Genomic DNA, 15,676 nt, shown 5'->3' on the forward strand with positions numbered 1-15,676 from the left:
ATTATATATTTACCTATAGCATCACCTCGCGAAGATGCCCCTAGTGCCATAAATTCCAATCCTATAGCCAGGAAAACTATGGCCAAGTATCTGGCCGATGAAGAGGAGCTTGCTTTTAAATATAGAAAATAAGCCATAAGTAAACTAAGTGCCTCAATAATAAGCGCGCCTAAATCCATACTGAATAAGGAGTCATCCTTTGGCACTTTTATTTGTATGGTCTCTCCGTTTCTACTCACGTCTATAAAGTTTGTTTGCTCTAAACTACGCCATCGCTTCCACTGGTCATGGTTTAATTTCTCCTCATTATCTATACGAATTATTATGTCCCCAATCATAAGACCAAAATCTTTCCCTTTGGCCAACTTTTCAAACTGCACTATAGACCATTGGTTATATTCATTTTGTTCGGTTATTGCCCCTATGTAAGGGTATTCATAGGTCAACCACAAAAAACGGATTTGTAAAACACCAAATAATAAAATAATCACACAAAAAATTTTTTTATCTTTCATACTTATCCGCTCCAAATGTAAAATTACTATAGAAATACCATTTTAATAATAAGGAGTGATTTATTTGAAACAAAATGTTCTTATTTGGAATTATTCATTAAAAGGGGTTATTAAATCGTACAGGAAGGAAGGAGTACTGTCAGAGAATTATAAAAAGCTAACACCTTCTGAAAAAACGGTTTTAGGCAAAGTCTTATCGGCCCGAATTGAAACTCAGGGAGGTCATTATTGGAGATAATAGACGGTTATTAGAATTATTCAACAAAAGCAAGCATTTTCCTCTAATCACAATTTTTATATAAAATATTAATAACTCTTTGCTTTTAATAGAAGATGCCTGAACCACATTATCAAAAAGTCCGCTCCTAAGCGGACTTTTCTTTTTACGGCAAAAAAGCATTCTTTAAGAATTAGTGGAATCAGCCTACGCCTTTTCCCAACCTATCCTTAAAGAATGCCCTATAAGTGCCTATAAACAATAAGTCCCTTACCTTACATCAAAACTCTCCCGCGTAAGCCTCCTGCTCCCGTACATATTCCTGCAAAAGCTCCAGGAAAGGAAGACCGTAGTTGCGGAACTTTACCTCGCCGACGCCTTTGATCTTCAGCATCTGGGCTTCGGTCGTCGGACAGCGCTCGCTCATTTCACGAAGCGTGCTGTCGTTGAAAATAATGTACGGCGGCACTTTTTCCTTCGCGGCCATGTCCCGGCGGAGCAAACGCAGCTGCTCGAACAGCATGTTGTCCACGGCCGACTCCAGCGGCTGGCTCGGGGTGACCTTCTGGAACACCTGCACGCGCCCCTGCAGAACCTCTACAGCCGGCGCTTGAAGCCGGACCACAGGATACTGCCCTTCGGACAATCCCATGTACCCTTCGGCGATGAGCACATTAATCAGATCGGCGATTTCTTTCTCGGTCCGGTCCTTCATAATGCCGTACGTCGGCAGGTTGTCGAATTTGTACTGAAGCACCTTCTTGTTTCTCGATCCTTTCAGGACGCCGGCAACCATCGAGATACCGAACCGTTCCTGCATACGGCGGACACAGGAGAAGATTTTCTGCGCTTCTACCGTAATATCGACGGTTTCACGGTCATCTTTGCACGAGCTGCAGTTGCCGCAAGGGACAAGCTCGCCTTCATCTCCGAAATACTGCAAAATATAATTTTGCAGGCAGCGCGGTGTGTGGCAGTAGTCGATCATCGTCTGCAGCTTCTTGTACTCGTTGCTCTTGCGGTCCTGGGAATGCTGATTCTGCTCAATGAGGAATTTCTGCGTCAGAATGTCCTGGGCGCTGAACAGCAGCATACATTCGCTGGGATCGCCGTCACGGCCCGCACGGCCCGCTTCCTGATAATAGGCCTCCATGTTTTTAGGCATATTGTAGTGGATCACGTACCGGACGTTGGACTTGTCGATCCCCATCCCGAACGCGTTCGTGGCGACCATCACCCGCACGTCATCGTAGAGAAAGGCCTCCTGGTTGCGGGCCCGCTCCTCGTCGGAAAGTCCGGCGTGATAGTGCCCGGCGGCCAGCCCTTTACGGCGCAGCTGCTCGTACAGCTCGTCCACCTCTTTACGCGTGGCGGCGTAGACGATGCCGGGCTGGTGAGTATGCGCCTTGGCATAGTCGAAAACAAAGTCGCGTTTGTTGACGCCACGCAGTACGGACAGCTCCAGATTGCTCCGGCCGAAGCCCGTCACCACGACCTCCGGGTCGTCGAGTTCCAGCAGCCGGGCGATATCCTGCGTGACCTCCGTTGTCGCCGTCGCGGTAAAAGCCGCAACGAGCGGACGGCTCGGAAGGTCCTGCACGAACGGGGCTATATTGACATAGCTGGGGCGGAAGTCATGTCCCCACTGAGAGACGCAGTGCGCCTCATCTATCGCGACGAATGAGATATTCATGGAATGCATCCACTGGCGGAACCAGTCGGATTCAAGGCGTTCGGGCGCGATGTACAACAGCTTGTACTTGCCCTGCATCGCTTCCCGGATGCGGCGTCCGGCTTCTCCCGCCTCCAGCGTGCTGTTCAGGAAAGTCGCCGGAATTCCGACCGTATGCAGAGCATCGACTTGATCCTTCATCAGCGAGATGAGCGGCGAGACGACAAGCGTTACGCCCTCCAGCATCAGCGCCGGGATCTGATAACAGATCGACTTCCCGCCGCCGGTCGGCATAATGCCGAGTGTATCCCTTCCTTCCAGGAGGGCGCTAATGATGCGTTTCTGCCCTTCCCGGAATTCCGGATATCCGTAATACTGCTGCAGAAGCTCTTGCGCTTTGGCTAGCATGTTAGATTGCACCTCTTGTTTCTTTTCCTGGGCGGCCAGGCCTTCAAAGACCCGGACCTCTTTCGTGTCCGTGCTACGCGGATGTCAGCCGCACAATCGTGACAACCTGATCGTCATGGTCGATCTGGATCAGGTGTCTCTCCTTCAAATAGCGCACCTTCGCGTCCGCAATCTGGAGCAGCGGCTCGGAACCGAGCCCGTAGAACACATCGTCGGCCAGCGTACGAAGGCATTCCTGACGGTCTTCCTCGGGAAGTTCCTGCCAGTCCGCCTTGCTCATTTCAAAAAATCCGTAAAACCCGTCCACATGCCCGAGCCCGTTCATCAAATCGCGGATGATGTCTTCGTACTCTCTGCCGAACTTGATCCCCATACGTTTCGAGTACCTCCCTTAAGTGGAAAAAGCTCCTGCTCCGGAGCCTTGCTCTTGTGTTCCCAGTATACCACCGGGATGTTTGAATTTCCAAACCTGCGTTCGTTTTTTATTATTTTAGCCGAATTCCTGAATCAGCAGACGTATAATGGTAAAATGGTAGGAAGGCCCCGGCGGCCTCACCTTTTTTTTCCTGCCGGTTTATCTTCTTTTTATTACATGCCGGACCGTGCGCAAGCGTGCTCCCGGGCAAGGATTGCCGCCTCCCGGCTGATGCGGTTTTTTTACAGGGCCGAGGCCCCTTTTACTTATCTTGATGGCACGTCTAAAAAATCCTCCATTAGCCCATCCTAAACCAATGGGCAAAACAGGAAAAAATCTGGTACTATGGAGAGATAAGGATACCCCGGAGGTTCAGACGGAATGCTCGAACTGCAAATACCCAAGAACAGAATGAACTACTTGATCAAGCAGATGCAGACCCACATGGACCCCGAGGATATGGAACGGGGTTGGATGTTTCACCACAAAGGCCGCGTGAGCGGCATGGAACTTGTGGGGGGGACGGTCGTGCATGCATCGGTACGGGGCAACGACCGTTACCACACCACGATCGATCTGGAAAACTTCGCTGCAGGTGACTGCACCTGCTCGTTCGATACACCGTGCAGACACATGGCGGCGGTTATATTTGCTTTGTACGTTCCTCACGGCAGGCCCGAACTGCTTGTTCAGGAACTGAAGCGTGCGATGACGACGAAGCGGAAGTCTGCCAAAAATGCCGACCGCGAGTCCAAACGCCGTACTTCCGAACCGGTGCCGGGAGGCTCTCCCGAAGATTGGCACCGCTTTTTTGAAGCTCAGTATCACGGCTTTTCGATTTCTCATCAGTACTCGTTCGATCTGTTTGTCACTTCCGCTTTCGAGCGGTTTCAAGCTTATGCCTCCGGCTGGCCGGACGGCATCCGCCTTTTATACGACCTGCACGTGACCTTTTTTGTGATGCACCGCATGGAACAGTTTTTTGGAGATACGAAAAATTCCTACTTATCCGGCTTTCATGAGTCCAACGCCAAAACGGCCGCGGCCGACTGCCTGTCCCGTCTGGACCGTCTTCTGGTTTCGCCGGTACTTCCGGTATCGGTCAAAGAACACCCCAAGCGCTGGACGGAAGCGCTCAGCCGCCTGGCCTCCCTGGCCCTGCAGGGCAAAGAGGGACCGAACGACTGGCTGTATGCCTACCGGGCGGTATGGTGGGCTCTGCCGAAGAAAGCGGAATGGATCAAGCGCGAGAAAGAACGGCTGGATAAACAGCTCCAGGAACGGGAGGAAGGCCGCAGGAACCGCAAGCAGGACGTTCTGCTTGTGGCCCGGGCTCATTTTGACCTCATGGAGAACAATGCGGACGCGGCGTTTCTTAGACTGGAGGCTCTGCATCAGCGAAGAGCAAGAGATTTTATCCTCTATATGAGACGCTGCCATGAACGCGCCGAATGGGACACCCTGCTGAGTTGGCTCCGCTGGCTCGCTCCGACCATGCAGTCGGCGGCCCAGGACGACTTCCGCCTGCTCTGCCAATATTGGACGGACGCCGCCAAGCATGCCCATGCGGACGACGAATGGGTTCACATTATGGAGACGCTTCTTCCGCGTTCCTACTATGTATACACCGGCTATCTGCTTCAAACGAAGCGCTACCGCCAATGGGTGGATCTGCAAATCGCCAACCGGATCGGTCCCCAGAACCTGTATGCCCTGGAGTTGAGATCGGTGGAAGAGTCCGATCCGTCTCTGCTTCTCCCGCTGTATCATCAGGCCGTGGAACGGTCCGTGCTGGAGAAGAACCGGACTTCCTATAAAACCGCTGTCCGCCTTCTGAAAAAGCTTCACGGCTATTACACGACCCTCGGACGGAAGCGTGAATGGGAGACATACATTAACCGGTTGTCGGATCACTTCATCCGGCTCCGCGCGTTTCAGGAAGAACTGGAGAAAGGAAACTGGCTGCCATGATAGAAACGAGTCCGCTGACGGTTCATGCCGTCTGGATGCCGTCCGGCGCCTTCTTCTTATGGGGAACGCGGGAGAACGGCGGCATCTGGGATGCACAAGATCTGAAGGGTCTGCTTTTCGCCTGGCATGCCCCTTCCTTTTACGGAACCTTTATTGAAACGACCGAATGGGGACACCGTGAAGGTTTGTCCCTGCCGGCGCTCACGGCGCTGGATTTTTTCGGCGATCCGCATACGGTGAAACACCTTTCCATCCGTTGGGATACGGACACAACAAATCTCCGGAAGCTCGCTCCCGAAGTTAAGGAAGCGCTTGCCGGAGGACGCTTCGTTCCCGATTACGAACAGTGGAAGGCTGGCAATCTGAGCTGGAAACTGCAGCTCGAAGGGGAAGCCGCCGCGTCCGTCACCTCGCAGGCGGAGCTGTGGCTCGATCAGCTCATCCCCGCCTGGATCGAAGCCGACGGCTCCCGCAAAGCGGCGCTCCGCCGGCTCGAAGAGGCGCATCCGCTGCTGCGCCTGGGCACACGTCCGGCCGATACTTGGCTGGACGAAGAGGACTGGCTCGTGTCGATCGGCTGGAAGCACGATCCGACGCCGTTCCGCTCCAGCCTCCAGCTCATGGAACCTGAAGGGGACCCGGACTGGACGCTGCAGATCCTGCTGCAGGACCGCTCCGACGACACGGTCCTGCGCGCCGTAACTCCGGCGGGCGAGCCGCTGGAAGGCGAGCTGGCCCTGCCGGAGTCCTGGACCGCGGACCTCGGACGCGTCCCGCGGGATGTCGGCAGATGGCTGCGCCTTCTGCCGTGGTTGAACGCGGCGGACGAAGGAGAGCCGCCGCAGCTGCGCACGCGCCTGAGCGACGAGGAGGCGTGGCGCTTCCTCGCGGAAGGCAGCGTGCGGCTCGTGGAGGCGGGCTTCGCCGTCATGCTGCCCGCCTGGTGGGAACGGGCGCGCAAGCTGCGCCCCAAGCTCCAGGCCAAGCTCAAGAATTCGCTTGGCGGCGGGGGCGGCGACTCGATGTTCGGGCTTACCCAGCTCATGCAGTTTGACTGGCGCGTAGCCATCGACGATTTCGAGCTGAGCGAGGAAGAGTTCCTCCAACTGCTCGAAGAGAAGCGCAAGCTCATCCGCATCCGCGGCCGCTGGGTCCAGCTCGATCCGCAGTTTCTGCGCCAGGCCGAGGAGCTGCTCGCCAGGGCGGACCGCCAACAGGGGCTTACCCTGCGGGAGGTTCTGGAGCTTCAGCTGCTGGGCGGCGGCACCGTCGGGGAGGCGGAAGGACCGGCGGATGGAGCCGCCGATCCCGACAATCGGCCGCCCGCCGTCGAAATCGAGCTGACCGGCCAGATTCGCCGGTTGTTCCAGCAGCTCACGCGCACGGCCGAGCTGCCCCGCATCGATCCCCCGGCTTCGTTCCTGGGGACGCTGCGGCCCTATCAGCTGGAGGGCAGCACGTGGCTGCTCTTCCTGCGGCGCTTCGGCCTGGGGGCTTGTCTTGCCGACGACATGGGTCTCGGCAAGACCATCCAGTACATCACCTATCTGCTTCAGGTGAAGGAAACCGAAGCCCCGGATGCGCCTTCCCTGCTCATCTGCCCGACCTCCGTAATCGGAAACTGGCAGATGGAACTTCGCCGTTTTGCGCCGAACCTCCGCGTTCACGTTCACTACGGGCCGCAGCGCGCGAAGGGAAGCTTCTTCGCGGAATCCGTAGAAGGCGCCGACCTGGTTATCACCTCGTACACGCTTTCCCATCTCGATGAGGAGGAACTGCGCGAGGTGTCCTGGAGCTGCATCTGTCTGGACGAAGCCCAGAACGTCAAAAATCCGTACACGAAACAAGCGGCTGCTATCCGCAGCTTCTCGGGCCTCCACCGGATCGCCTTGACGGGAACACCGATGGAAAACAGGCTGACGGAGCTGTGGTCCATCTTCGATTTCCTCAATCCCGGCTATCTCGGTACGCTCACGCAGTTTACGCGGCGTTTCGTCACGCCGATCGAGAAATCCCGCGACAGCGGCCTGATCTCCGGCGTACAACGCCTCGTGCGGCCGTTCTTGATGCGCCGCATCAAGAAAGACCCCGCCATCCAGCTCGATCTTCCGGAGAAGAACGAGTCGAAGACGTTCGTAACGCTTACGGCCGAGCAGGGTACGCTCTACGAGCATTACATCCGCGACCTCTTCGAGAAAGTCGACGCGATGTCTCCGATGGAGCGCAGAGGGCACATTCTTGCCGCTTTGACGAAGCTCAAGCAGATCTGCAACCACCCTGCGCTCATTATGCGCGAAGGACCGCGCACCGATTGGCGCAACCGCTCCGGCAAAGTGGAGCGTCTGCTCGACATGGTGCAGGAGCTGCGCCAGCAGGGCGATAAGTGCCTGATCTTCACTCAATTCGTGGAGACCGGCCATCTTCTCCAGGAAATTTTGCAGAGCGAACTCGGCGAGTCCGTTTCCTTCCTGCACGGAGGCACCCCTCGGCAGACAAGGGATGCGATGATCGCCCGTTTTCAGAACGCGGAGCTTCCCCTGGAAGAGCAGTTCTCCGTCTTTCTGCTATCGCTTAAAGCCGGCGGAACCGGTCTGAACCTGACGGCCGCGAATCACGTCTTTCATTTTGACCGCTGGTGGAATCCCGCCGTGGAGAACCAGGCGACGGACCGCGCTTTCCGGATCGGACAGACGCGGGACGTGCAGGTGCACAAATTCGTTACGCTCGGTACGCTGGAAGAGAAAATCGATGAAATGATCGAGAGGAAGCTCGGCCTGAGCGAGCAAATTGTGGGCAGCGGGGAAAATTGGATTACGGAGCTGTCTACGGACGAGCTGCGTGATCTGCTTGCTTTGCGGATGGAATGGATGAATGGGTGAAATGGTAAAAAATGCTATAACTTTTCCCATATTGGTGGTATACTAAAGTTACAATAGACTAGGCATTTTCAAGGGTGGTCGGCTAACCTTCTCAAGTAGGAGGTGATGCCCTGTGGAAGTTAAAGACGCTTTGACGCTGATGATCTCATTTGCGAGCTTAGTGGTTCTCATTCTTTCACAGAAGAAGAAATAGACCTCCCTTGGGCAACCGGCCTTGGAGGTCTATCTTCGTCACACCGTATGCAGCTGATCACCCTTGAAGGGCGAGCTATTGAAAAAGACCGCAGATGCCCCCGCATCCGCGGTCTTTTTGGCATGGAGAACGGTATAGCTTATGCATAAAAATACAGAAGTGCCACGCCTGCGGCACACACATAATCCATCTATACGTTAGTTACCCGTATTTTAACACAGTGCATCGGCAAAACAAAATCAATTCTTCCTTAAATCCCTGCATCCGGGTCGGCATTACGGCTTGGTCTACTTCCATTTTACCCCATTTCGCTCTGGAGAACAATGACGAAAAGCACGCTCGTTTTATGCAGGATTTCGTCTTTTCATGTCGAATGTGGACTGTTGCTGGATTTTTCCAGAATTATTTTCAGAAACCAGGTGAACGCATGAAATTCAACCGCTCGCGCTTATCTCTTTCGTACGTGATTGCCATCGTTTTGCTTCTTGCTCTCGTCGGAACTTCCAGCTACATTTCCTCATTGAATATGGAGCGGCAGAGCGATGCGGTTATGGAAGACGCCATACCCGTCATCTCGGCGGCCAGCAATCTTCTTCAAGACCTGCTCAACCAGGAAACGGGCATACGCGGCTATCTCATCTCCGGCGATCCGAAATATCTGGGGCCTTACGAAGACGGCAAAGCGGCCCTTCAGAAAGACCTGGGAATCATTCGCACGCTAGAATCGGGTCATGACGATCTTCGCATTCTTATACAGACTCAAGTGAATCCACACATTCAGAAAATGCTTGCGTATTACACCTCCCAAATCGAGCTTGTGCAAGCCGGTAAGCTGCAGGAAGCCCAAGGGCGCATCAATATCGGCAAACAGTACATGGACCAGTACAGAACTCTGCACCTTAGCATCCTGGAAGCGTTGAACAAAATCAGCGACTCTTCCCATGACTCCATTAAGAGAGCCGGGTCCGTCTCGCGGATGATCATTTTGAGCGGCGGCCTTCTCGGTATCCTGATCGGAATCTGGTCAGGCCTGATCCAACTGCGCGCCAGCCGTGCCGAATCTCAGCTCCGCAAGAGCGAGGAAACCTACCGGTTCATGGCGGAAAGTCTGGAAGCCCAGAACGAGGAAATTATCGCCCAGCAGGAAGAGCAGCAGATTACGCTGGCTAAGCTGTCCGACCGCGAACGGGAGCTGGAGCTGATCTCGAATTATCAGGAGAAGCTGACGGGCTTTACGGAGCTCAAGCAATTCCTGCAGCATTCGATCCCTGCCCTTCTCGATTCCGTCAGCTATGACGCGGCTCTTGTCGTTCTGAAGAGCAAGGAGGCCGAACACTATGAGGTTCTCTTCTCCAGCGGCTATCCGCGCAGCTTCGCCTCCAGAGCCCAAAGCGAGCTTTACGGCGCGTCTCAGCGGGTGTTCGACGAAGGCTGCGCTTTTGTTCAGAAGCGGGAAGCGACCGAGGCGGAGCGGGGATTTCATGACGGCATTTCCGTTGCCGTCGATCATTACTTCCCTTTGCAGGATGACCAGCAGCAGGTGATCGGCTTCCTGCTCCTGACCAACTTCCACGGCTTCGACCGGCATGAAGAGAAGGAGCGGCTGACGCTGGGGTTAATCCGTCAGTTCGATCTGGCCTTCTATGCCCAGATTACGAACGACGAGCGCCGCAAGCAGGCTGCGCATCTGGAAGAGCTCAACGATCAGCTTGTCCTGGAGAAGCAGTATATCGAGTCCCAGCGCGATCTTATCGAGGGGATTCTAGAGGCGGCGCATGAAGGCATGATGATGTGCGACCGAAACGGCAAAATTCTGATCGCGAACAATCAGATGCATAGGTTTTTCCATCTGGATGAACAAATTGGGCGAGACTTCGTGGATTCCTGCCGCGAAATTGCCGCGGCGTCGAGCGGATTCACCGGCGTTTCGCAGTCCATTAAAGCGCTTTTTGACGGCGATATCAACCAGCTTAACGAGCGATTCACCTTTATGAACGGAGAAGAGCCGCAGTTCACGGAGATTTACGCTACTTCGGTCGGCGAGAACGATAGCGATGAATCCGGTTATCTGTTCGTATTCCGCGACCGGACGGAGGAAGAACGTATCGACGCGATGAAAAACGAGTTCGTCAGCATCGTGTCCCACGAGCTTCGTACGCCTCTGGCCAGCGTGCTCGGTTTCATCGAGATTCTCATACATCGTGAGCTTCCGCGCGAGAAGCAGCAAAAATACCTGGATACCATTTTCAAAGAGGCTACGCGGCTCGCCAATCTCATTAACGATTTCCTCGATCTCCAGCGGATGGAATCCGGTCGCCAGGTATACCATTTTGCCCCGGTGGATATGAAAGAGCTCGTTTACGATATCGTGGAGAAATGGCAGGACAAACAGAACCACAATATTGTGGTGTCGGCCCTTTCACCGGCAGAAGCTTGGGTCCGTGGGGATAGTGACCGGCTCCGCCAGGTCGTGCAGAACCTGCTCAGCAATGCGATCAAATATTCGCCGGGTGCGGAACGGGTCGATCTGCAGGTCCGCGAAAGCGGCGGTTCCGTTTTCATCGATGTGACCGACTACGGACTCGGAATTCCGAATGAAGCTAAAGAGCATCTTTTCTCTAAGTTCTACCGGGTAGATAACTCCGACCGCAGGCAAATCGGCGGCACCGGATTAGGACTTGCCATCGTTAAAGAGATCGTGGAAGGCCATCAGGGCAAGCTCACCTTCCATTCCCAGATGGGTAAAGGGTCCACGTTTACAATCGAGCTGGTTCCGTTTGAATTGGTCTCGCTAAATAACAAAATCGTTATTTTCGAGGACGACGATAACTTGGCCAAACTGATCCAGGTCGCGCTTGCGAAGCTTCGGCTTCCTTCCGTGCAGCTCCGCTCTGCCGAGGAAGGCATTCTCTCGCTAAAACGCAAAACGACGGAAACGCCGCTGCTTTTCATCGTCGACATTCATCTGGAAGGCAGCCTGACGGGGTGGGATTTCATTTCGGAGCTTTACCACCATCCGGTTTATAACCGGACACCGGTGATTGTCTCCACCGCTCTGGAGCCTCCACTCGATTATCACGAGAAGGATATCGAGAAGTTCATGCGGAAGCCGTTCACTATGGAAAGACTCATTCAAGTCGCACAGGACCTTCTCAGCAACAGGGACAAACCTTCTTATGTCTTTCCGTCGCAAGACCGCAATCTGATCACTTCCTCGTTGAAGCGTAACGGGATCAAAGTACATGATGTCAAAGTAAACGCAGACACCATTGAATTTGAGATCGAAACGGAAGATGAGGAGAAATAATCCCGGCCTTGCAGGTTAAAAAAACAAAAAGAAGCTATCCCGTTGATCCGGTGATAGCTTCTTTTCTTTTATCGGTTAACGTGGATTGTACGCCTGGCTGGGGTCAGATCTGGCGCTTATCCCCTTTGCCTTTCTTGTCCGGTTTTCCCGGCTTCTGCTGTTTCTCTTTTACCTGCTTCGGTTTCGGCTGTTTGACTTTTTTGTCCTTGCCTGCCTTGTCGTCGGCTTCGTTGTCCCCAGATGCGTCCCGCTCTACGGTAAACTTGCCGGAAAGTTCCTGAAGCTCGGAAGCTAACCGGGTAAGCTCGGATGCGGAGATGACGATCTCTTTCATACCGGCGTGCTGCTCTTCCGTGGAACGCGACATGCCGTTCATTTTACCAAGCGAGTCTCTGGAAATTTGAACCGTTTCCTGCATGGAAGCCGCAACTTCTTCCGTACCGGCCGAAATTTGCTGCGCTGCCGCGGAAACTTCCTGGATTTGTCCGTTAATCGAGGATACGGTCCCAAGAATATCCTCAAACACCTTATCCGTATTGCGTACCTGCTCTACGCCCCGGTCCACTTCGGCTTTGCCGTGTGACATCGACGCGGCAGCCTGTTTGGTGGCCGACAGTACTTGTTTGATCGTGTCGTTGATTTGAACCGTTGCTCCGGAGGTTTGTTCCGCAAGATTTTTCACTTCTTGCGCAACCACTGCGAACCCTCTGCCGTGTTCTCCCGCGCGTGCCGCCTCAATAGAAGCGTTTAAAGCAAGCAAATTCGTCTGTTTGGCGATTTCGGATATAAACCCGACTACTTGATGAATACGGGCTGAGCTTTCCTCCAGCGCCTTTATAGTCAGGGAAGTCGCTTCCACTGCTTCGCTTGCCTGCCGGATTTGGTGAATGGCGTCCTGCATGTCTCTTGAGCCCTGGTTTACTCTTTGCACGGCTCCCTGCGCGACTTCCGACACCGTAGAGGCCGAGTCCGCAATTTTGGTCACGCCCGCCGCCATTTCATTCATGGCCTCCGTTGTTTGTTCGGCCGTTTCGAATTGAGTCTCCGCACCTTTTACCATAACCAGAACGGTCTGATTCACACTCTGGGAAACATCCGCCGATTGGGTTGCAATAGCGCTTAACTGCTGGGAGGAAGCCGCCATGTGCTCAATAGCCACGCTTAACTGCTGGAGAAGCGCAGAGAAGGAATTCAGCATCTCGTTGATGTTCTGCTGCACGTCCCCCATCTCATCCTGCGATTGTACCTTTAATCTTCTGGACAAGTCTCCTCCGGCAATCCGTTTCATCATGGCGGAAATACCGAGAAGAGGCTTCAAAATAAACGTAGACAGCCAAATAGCGGCAGCTACTACAACAACAGCGGATACGAGAACGATGATCTTGGCGACGAAGTTTACCTGATCGACCTGCGAGTAAATTTCATCCGAGTTTCCTGTTACGACTATGCGCCAGCCGGGAACCTTGATTTCTTCGTAAGCCGCGACCTTATTGGTATTATCTTTTTCCTTATAAGAAACTTGCCCCTGCTCTTTAACAAGCACCGTCTTTTTGAAAAGCTCCAGTCTTTCCGGGGTCGCTATATCCGATAACGGCTTACCGATCCGGTCCAGTTGAGGATGAACCATATAGATACCTTCTTTGGACATGAGATACGCATACCCGGTTTCGCCAATCTTTACCTTGTTGACCTGACTGATCATCCGGCTCGGATTTATTGCGGTTTGCAGCATACCTGCGAATTGTCCATCCGCCCCTATGACAGGCGCGCTGACTTTTAAAGAATATTGATTGGAGCTGGAGTCCTTGATGATGTCGGACACAACCCGTTTCTTCGTTTCTTTGACGCTCTTAAACGTCTCATCGTTTGCGAGACTGCTTTTCTTACCATTCTGGTCGACCGCTTGTCCGTCCTTGTCCGCGAATAGAGCAATCTTTACCTCCGTATCGTTTTCCGACATCGTTTTAAGAACCGCGATTCTTTGAGCTTCCGTTTGAGTACCAAGCTCCGTATGATTTTGGATCACACTCTGTACCGTAGAAACTTTCTGGACAAGTGTCGAGGATATGTAATCGGCCGTATACGTGGTTATCTTCGTTTGATTCTCCTCTATGCTCTTCCGGAGTACCGATGTGAATTGATTACTGAGAAAATATTCCGAGACAAGCAGCGGAACCAATGCAAGAATTAACAAAAGAAGCGGAATTTTCACCTTCAACGAGTTCCGGTTCAATCCTTTAAAGCTTTTCGTTAGCATTTGTTTTTTCATCTCTTTAATCCCCCTCTTCCTGTTTAACATCTATGTGTATTTACCTAAAAGAGATGACATCCATATTTTATGTCCTAATCAATTATATCGGTTTAATTGGGTTAAAAGTTTTGAACAAGGGTCAAAAAATACACATAAAATTTACATCAAATAACATGCAAAGTCAGCTTTTTTAAGCAGAAAATTCTGAAAAACCCGATCAATGAATTAATGATAGCCCTTTCATTATTCGCTTTTATAAAATATACAAGAATATGCAGCTTCACACTTAAACTTAGGAAAAGAGGGCATAGAGTAAGTCACAGGGCTAAGAAAAAGGGAAAATGAGCAGAATCATCACCGGAAAAACGAGAATAACAAAAGAAGCGCAGATCCCGTAAGATCTGCGCTTCCTGTGACGTCCCAGGAGGGATTCGAACCCCCGACACACGGCTTAGAAGGCCGTTGCTCTATCCAACTGAGCTACTGGGACAGACGTATCGGGACGACACGATTTGAACATGCGACCCCCTGGTCCCAAACCAGGTGCTCTACCAAGCTGAGCTACGTCCCGAAAGTAATAATGGCGTGCCCTGAGAGATTCGAACTCCCGGCCTTTTGATTCGTAGTCAAACGCTCTATCCAGCTGAGCTAAGGGCACGTATGAAATTATGGAGCGGAAGACGGGAATCGAACCCGCGACCCTCGCCTTGGCAAGGCGATGCTCTACCGCTGAGCCACTTCCGCATAAAACTGGTGCGCGTGGAGGGACTTGAACCCCCACGTCAAAGACGCTAGATCCTAAGTCTAGTGCGTCTGCCAATTCCGCCACACGCGCACATAAAACAATCATGGTGAGCCATGAAGGACTCGAACCTTCGACACCCTGATTAAAAGTCAGGTGCTCTACCAACTGAGCTAATGGCTCATAACTAAATGGCTGGGGGTATAGGATTTGAACCTATGCATGACGGAGTCAAAGTCCGTTGCCTTACCGCTTGGCTAACCCCCAACATTTAAAACTCATATCAAGGTAATGGGGCGGACGAGGGGAATTGAACCCCCGAATGTCGGATCCACAAACCGATGCGTTAACCACTTCGCCACGACCGCCACAAAAACTAGTGTTGTTAAAATGGCGGAGCTGACGGGATTCGAACCCGCGGTCTCCTGCGTGACAGGCAGGCATGTTAGGCCTCTACACCACAGCTCCATGTAAATTGGTTGCGGGGGCAGGATTTGAACCTGCGGCCTTCGGGTTATGAGCCCGACGAGCTACCGGGCTGCTCCACCCCGCGTCAGAAAAAGCATATATGGTGGACGCTGACGGGATCGAACCGCCGACCCTCTGCTTGTAAGGCAGATGCTCTCCCAGCTGAGCTAAGCGTCCATAATTAGATCTTGCTTTATTACTTCTCACCTCAAAAAAGGTAAATGACCCGTAGGGGATTCGAACCCCTGTTACCTCCGTGAAAGGGAGGTGTCTTAACCCCTTGACCAACGGGCCTTATGTATCTATAGCGGCGGAGGGGCTCGAACCCCCGACCTCACGGGTATGAACCGTACGCTCTAGCCAGCTGAGCTACGCCGCCTTAATACTGGCGGAGAGAGAGGGATTCGAACCCTCGAGACGCTTTTGGCGCCTACACGATTTCCAATCGTGCTCCTTCGGCCAGCTCGGACACCTCTCCATTGTGCATACGAGACAAAATCCCATAAAAAAACCCACAGTTGTGGGACTGCTTGGCAACGTCCTACTCTCCCAGGACCCTTCGGTCCAAGTACCATCGGCGCTGGAAGGCTTAACGGTCGTGTTCGGGATGGGTACGCGTGGTTCCCTTCCGCCATCGT

7 protein-coding genes, 14 tRNA genes and 1 rRNA gene are annotated in these 15,676 nt (G+C 53.1%); 4 read left to right on the plus strand and 18 right to left on the minus strand.

Annotation, left to right across the window (positions count from 1 at the left end):
* Window positions 1–1,012: 1,012 nt before the first annotated feature.
* Together recQ and AC58P5_RS27540 are read right to left on the minus strand one after the other, a co-directional pair.
* Window positions 1,013–2,812 carry a DNA helicase RecQ gene (gene recQ / locus AC58P5_RS27535; RefSeq protein ID WP_497392241.1) on the minus strand — a complete coding sequence of 600 codons (1,800 nt, stop codon included), beginning with the start codon at window positions 2,810–2,812 and terminating at the stop codon, window positions 1,013–1,015.
* Window positions 2,813–2,885: 73 nt separating this feature from the next.
* Window positions 2,886–3,185, minus strand: a complete 300-nt coding sequence (locus tag AC58P5_RS27540) for a hypothetical protein (RefSeq protein WP_497392243.1) — start codon at window positions 3,183–3,185, stop codon at window positions 2,886–2,888.
* A gap of 423 nt (window positions 3,186–3,608) precedes the next feature.
* On the opposite strand from AC58P5_RS27540, the gene AC58P5_RS27545 reads away from it, so the two are divergent.
* The 4 genes from AC58P5_RS27545 (at window position 3,609) to AC58P5_RS27560 (ending at window position 11,577) form a co-directional block, all read left to right on the plus strand.
* Window positions 3,609–5,198 carry an SWIM zinc finger family protein gene (locus AC58P5_RS27545; protein ID WP_497392245.1) on the plus strand — a complete coding sequence of 530 codons (1,590 nt, stop codon included), beginning with the start codon at window positions 3,609–3,611 and terminating at the stop codon, window positions 5,196–5,198.
* Window positions 5,195–8,077, plus strand: coding sequence for a DEAD/DEAH box helicase (locus AC58P5_RS27550; protein WP_497392247.1), 2,883 nt, complete (start codon window positions 5,195–5,197; stop codon window positions 8,075–8,077). The genes AC58P5_RS27545 and AC58P5_RS27550 overlap by 4 nt, the downstream gene beginning before the upstream one ends.
* Window positions 8,078–8,189: 112 nt before the next feature.
* Entirely contained in the window at window positions 8,190–8,270 is an 81-nt protein-coding gene (locus AC58P5_RS27555) for a putative holin-like toxin (RefSeq protein ID WP_219819079.1), read from the plus strand.
* 427 nt (window positions 8,271–8,697) lie between these two features.
* Entirely contained in the window at window positions 8,698–11,577 is a 2,880-nt protein-coding gene (locus AC58P5_RS27560) for an ATP-binding protein (protein ID WP_497392248.1), read from the plus strand.
* A gap of 103 nt (window positions 11,578–11,680) precedes the next feature.
* On the opposite strand, the gene AC58P5_RS27565 is transcribed toward AC58P5_RS27560, so the two are convergent.
* The 16 genes from AC58P5_RS27565 to rrf form a co-directional block, all read right to left on the minus strand.
* The gene (locus tag AC58P5_RS27565) at window positions 11,681–13,846 is read right to left on the minus strand and encodes a methyl-accepting chemotaxis protein (protein WP_497392250.1); all 2,166 of its coding nucleotides are present in this window, start codon (window positions 13,844–13,846) and stop codon (window positions 11,681–11,683) included.
* A gap of 398 nt (window positions 13,847–14,244) precedes the next feature.
* A tRNA-Arg gene (locus AC58P5_RS27570) sits at window positions 14,245–14,318 on the minus strand.
* Between the two features lie 7 nt (window positions 14,319–14,325).
* Window positions 14,326–14,399: transfer RNA gene (locus AC58P5_RS27575), tRNA-Pro, on the minus strand.
* Window positions 14,400–14,409: 10 nt separating this feature from the next.
* Window positions 14,410–14,486 (minus strand) — tRNA-Arg (locus AC58P5_RS27580).
* A gap of 11 nt (window positions 14,487–14,497) precedes the next feature.
* Window positions 14,498–14,572, minus strand: a tRNA-Gly gene (locus AC58P5_RS27585).
* 7 nt (window positions 14,573–14,579) lie between these two features.
* Window positions 14,580–14,663, minus strand: a tRNA-Leu gene (locus AC58P5_RS27590).
* Between the two features lie 14 nt (window positions 14,664–14,677).
* Window positions 14,678–14,753 (minus strand) — tRNA-Lys (locus AC58P5_RS27595).
* Between the two features lie 9 nt (window positions 14,754–14,762).
* Window positions 14,763–14,837 (minus strand) — tRNA-Gln (locus tag AC58P5_RS27600).
* 25 nt (window positions 14,838–14,862) lie between these two features.
* Window positions 14,863–14,938: transfer RNA gene (locus tag AC58P5_RS27605), tRNA-His, on the minus strand.
* Window positions 14,939–14,961: 23 nt separating this feature from the next.
* Window positions 14,962–15,038: transfer RNA gene (locus tag AC58P5_RS27610), tRNA-Asp, on the minus strand.
* Between the two features lie 8 nt (window positions 15,039–15,046).
* Window positions 15,047–15,123: transfer RNA gene (locus AC58P5_RS27615), tRNA-Met, on the minus strand.
* Window positions 15,124–15,139: 16 nt separating this feature from the next.
* Window positions 15,140–15,215 (minus strand) — tRNA-Val (locus AC58P5_RS27620).
* Between the two features lie 45 nt (window positions 15,216–15,260).
* Window positions 15,261–15,332 (minus strand) — tRNA-Glu (locus AC58P5_RS27625).
* A gap of 11 nt (window positions 15,333–15,343) precedes the next feature.
* A tRNA-Met gene (locus tag AC58P5_RS27630) sits at window positions 15,344–15,417 on the minus strand.
* A gap of 7 nt (window positions 15,418–15,424) precedes the next feature.
* Window positions 15,425–15,516 (minus strand) — tRNA-Ser (locus AC58P5_RS27635).
* 50 nt (window positions 15,517–15,566) lie between these two features.
* Window positions 15,567–15,676 (minus strand): 5S ribosomal RNA (gene rrf, locus AC58P5_RS27640); the annotation flags it as partial.

The sequence above is a fragment of the Paenibacillus sp. JT31N7 genome, from assembly GCF_059692095.1.

Coding starts and splice junctions, on each gene's coding strand:
- AC58P5_RS27565 (WP_497392250.1), bottom strand. CDS start 13,846: ATGAAAAAACAAATGCTAACGAAAAGCTTTAAAGGATTGAACCGGAAC.
- recQ (WP_497392241.1), bottom strand. CDS start 2,812: ATGCTAGCCAAAGCGCAAGAGCTTCTGCAGCAGTATTACGGATATCCG.
- AC58P5_RS27560 (WP_497392248.1), top strand. CDS start 8,698: ATGAAATTCAACCGCTCGCGCTTATCTCTTTCGTACGTGATTGCCATC.
- AC58P5_RS27540 (WP_497392243.1), bottom strand. CDS start 3,185: ATGGGGATCAAGTTCGGCAGAGAGTACGAAGACATCATCCGCGATTTG.
- AC58P5_RS27550 (WP_497392247.1), top strand. CDS start 5,195: ATGATAGAAACGAGTCCGCTGACGGTTCATGCCGTCTGGATGCCGTCC.
- AC58P5_RS27545 (WP_497392245.1), top strand. CDS start 3,609: ATGCTCGAACTGCAAATACCCAAGAACAGAATGAACTACTTGATCAAG.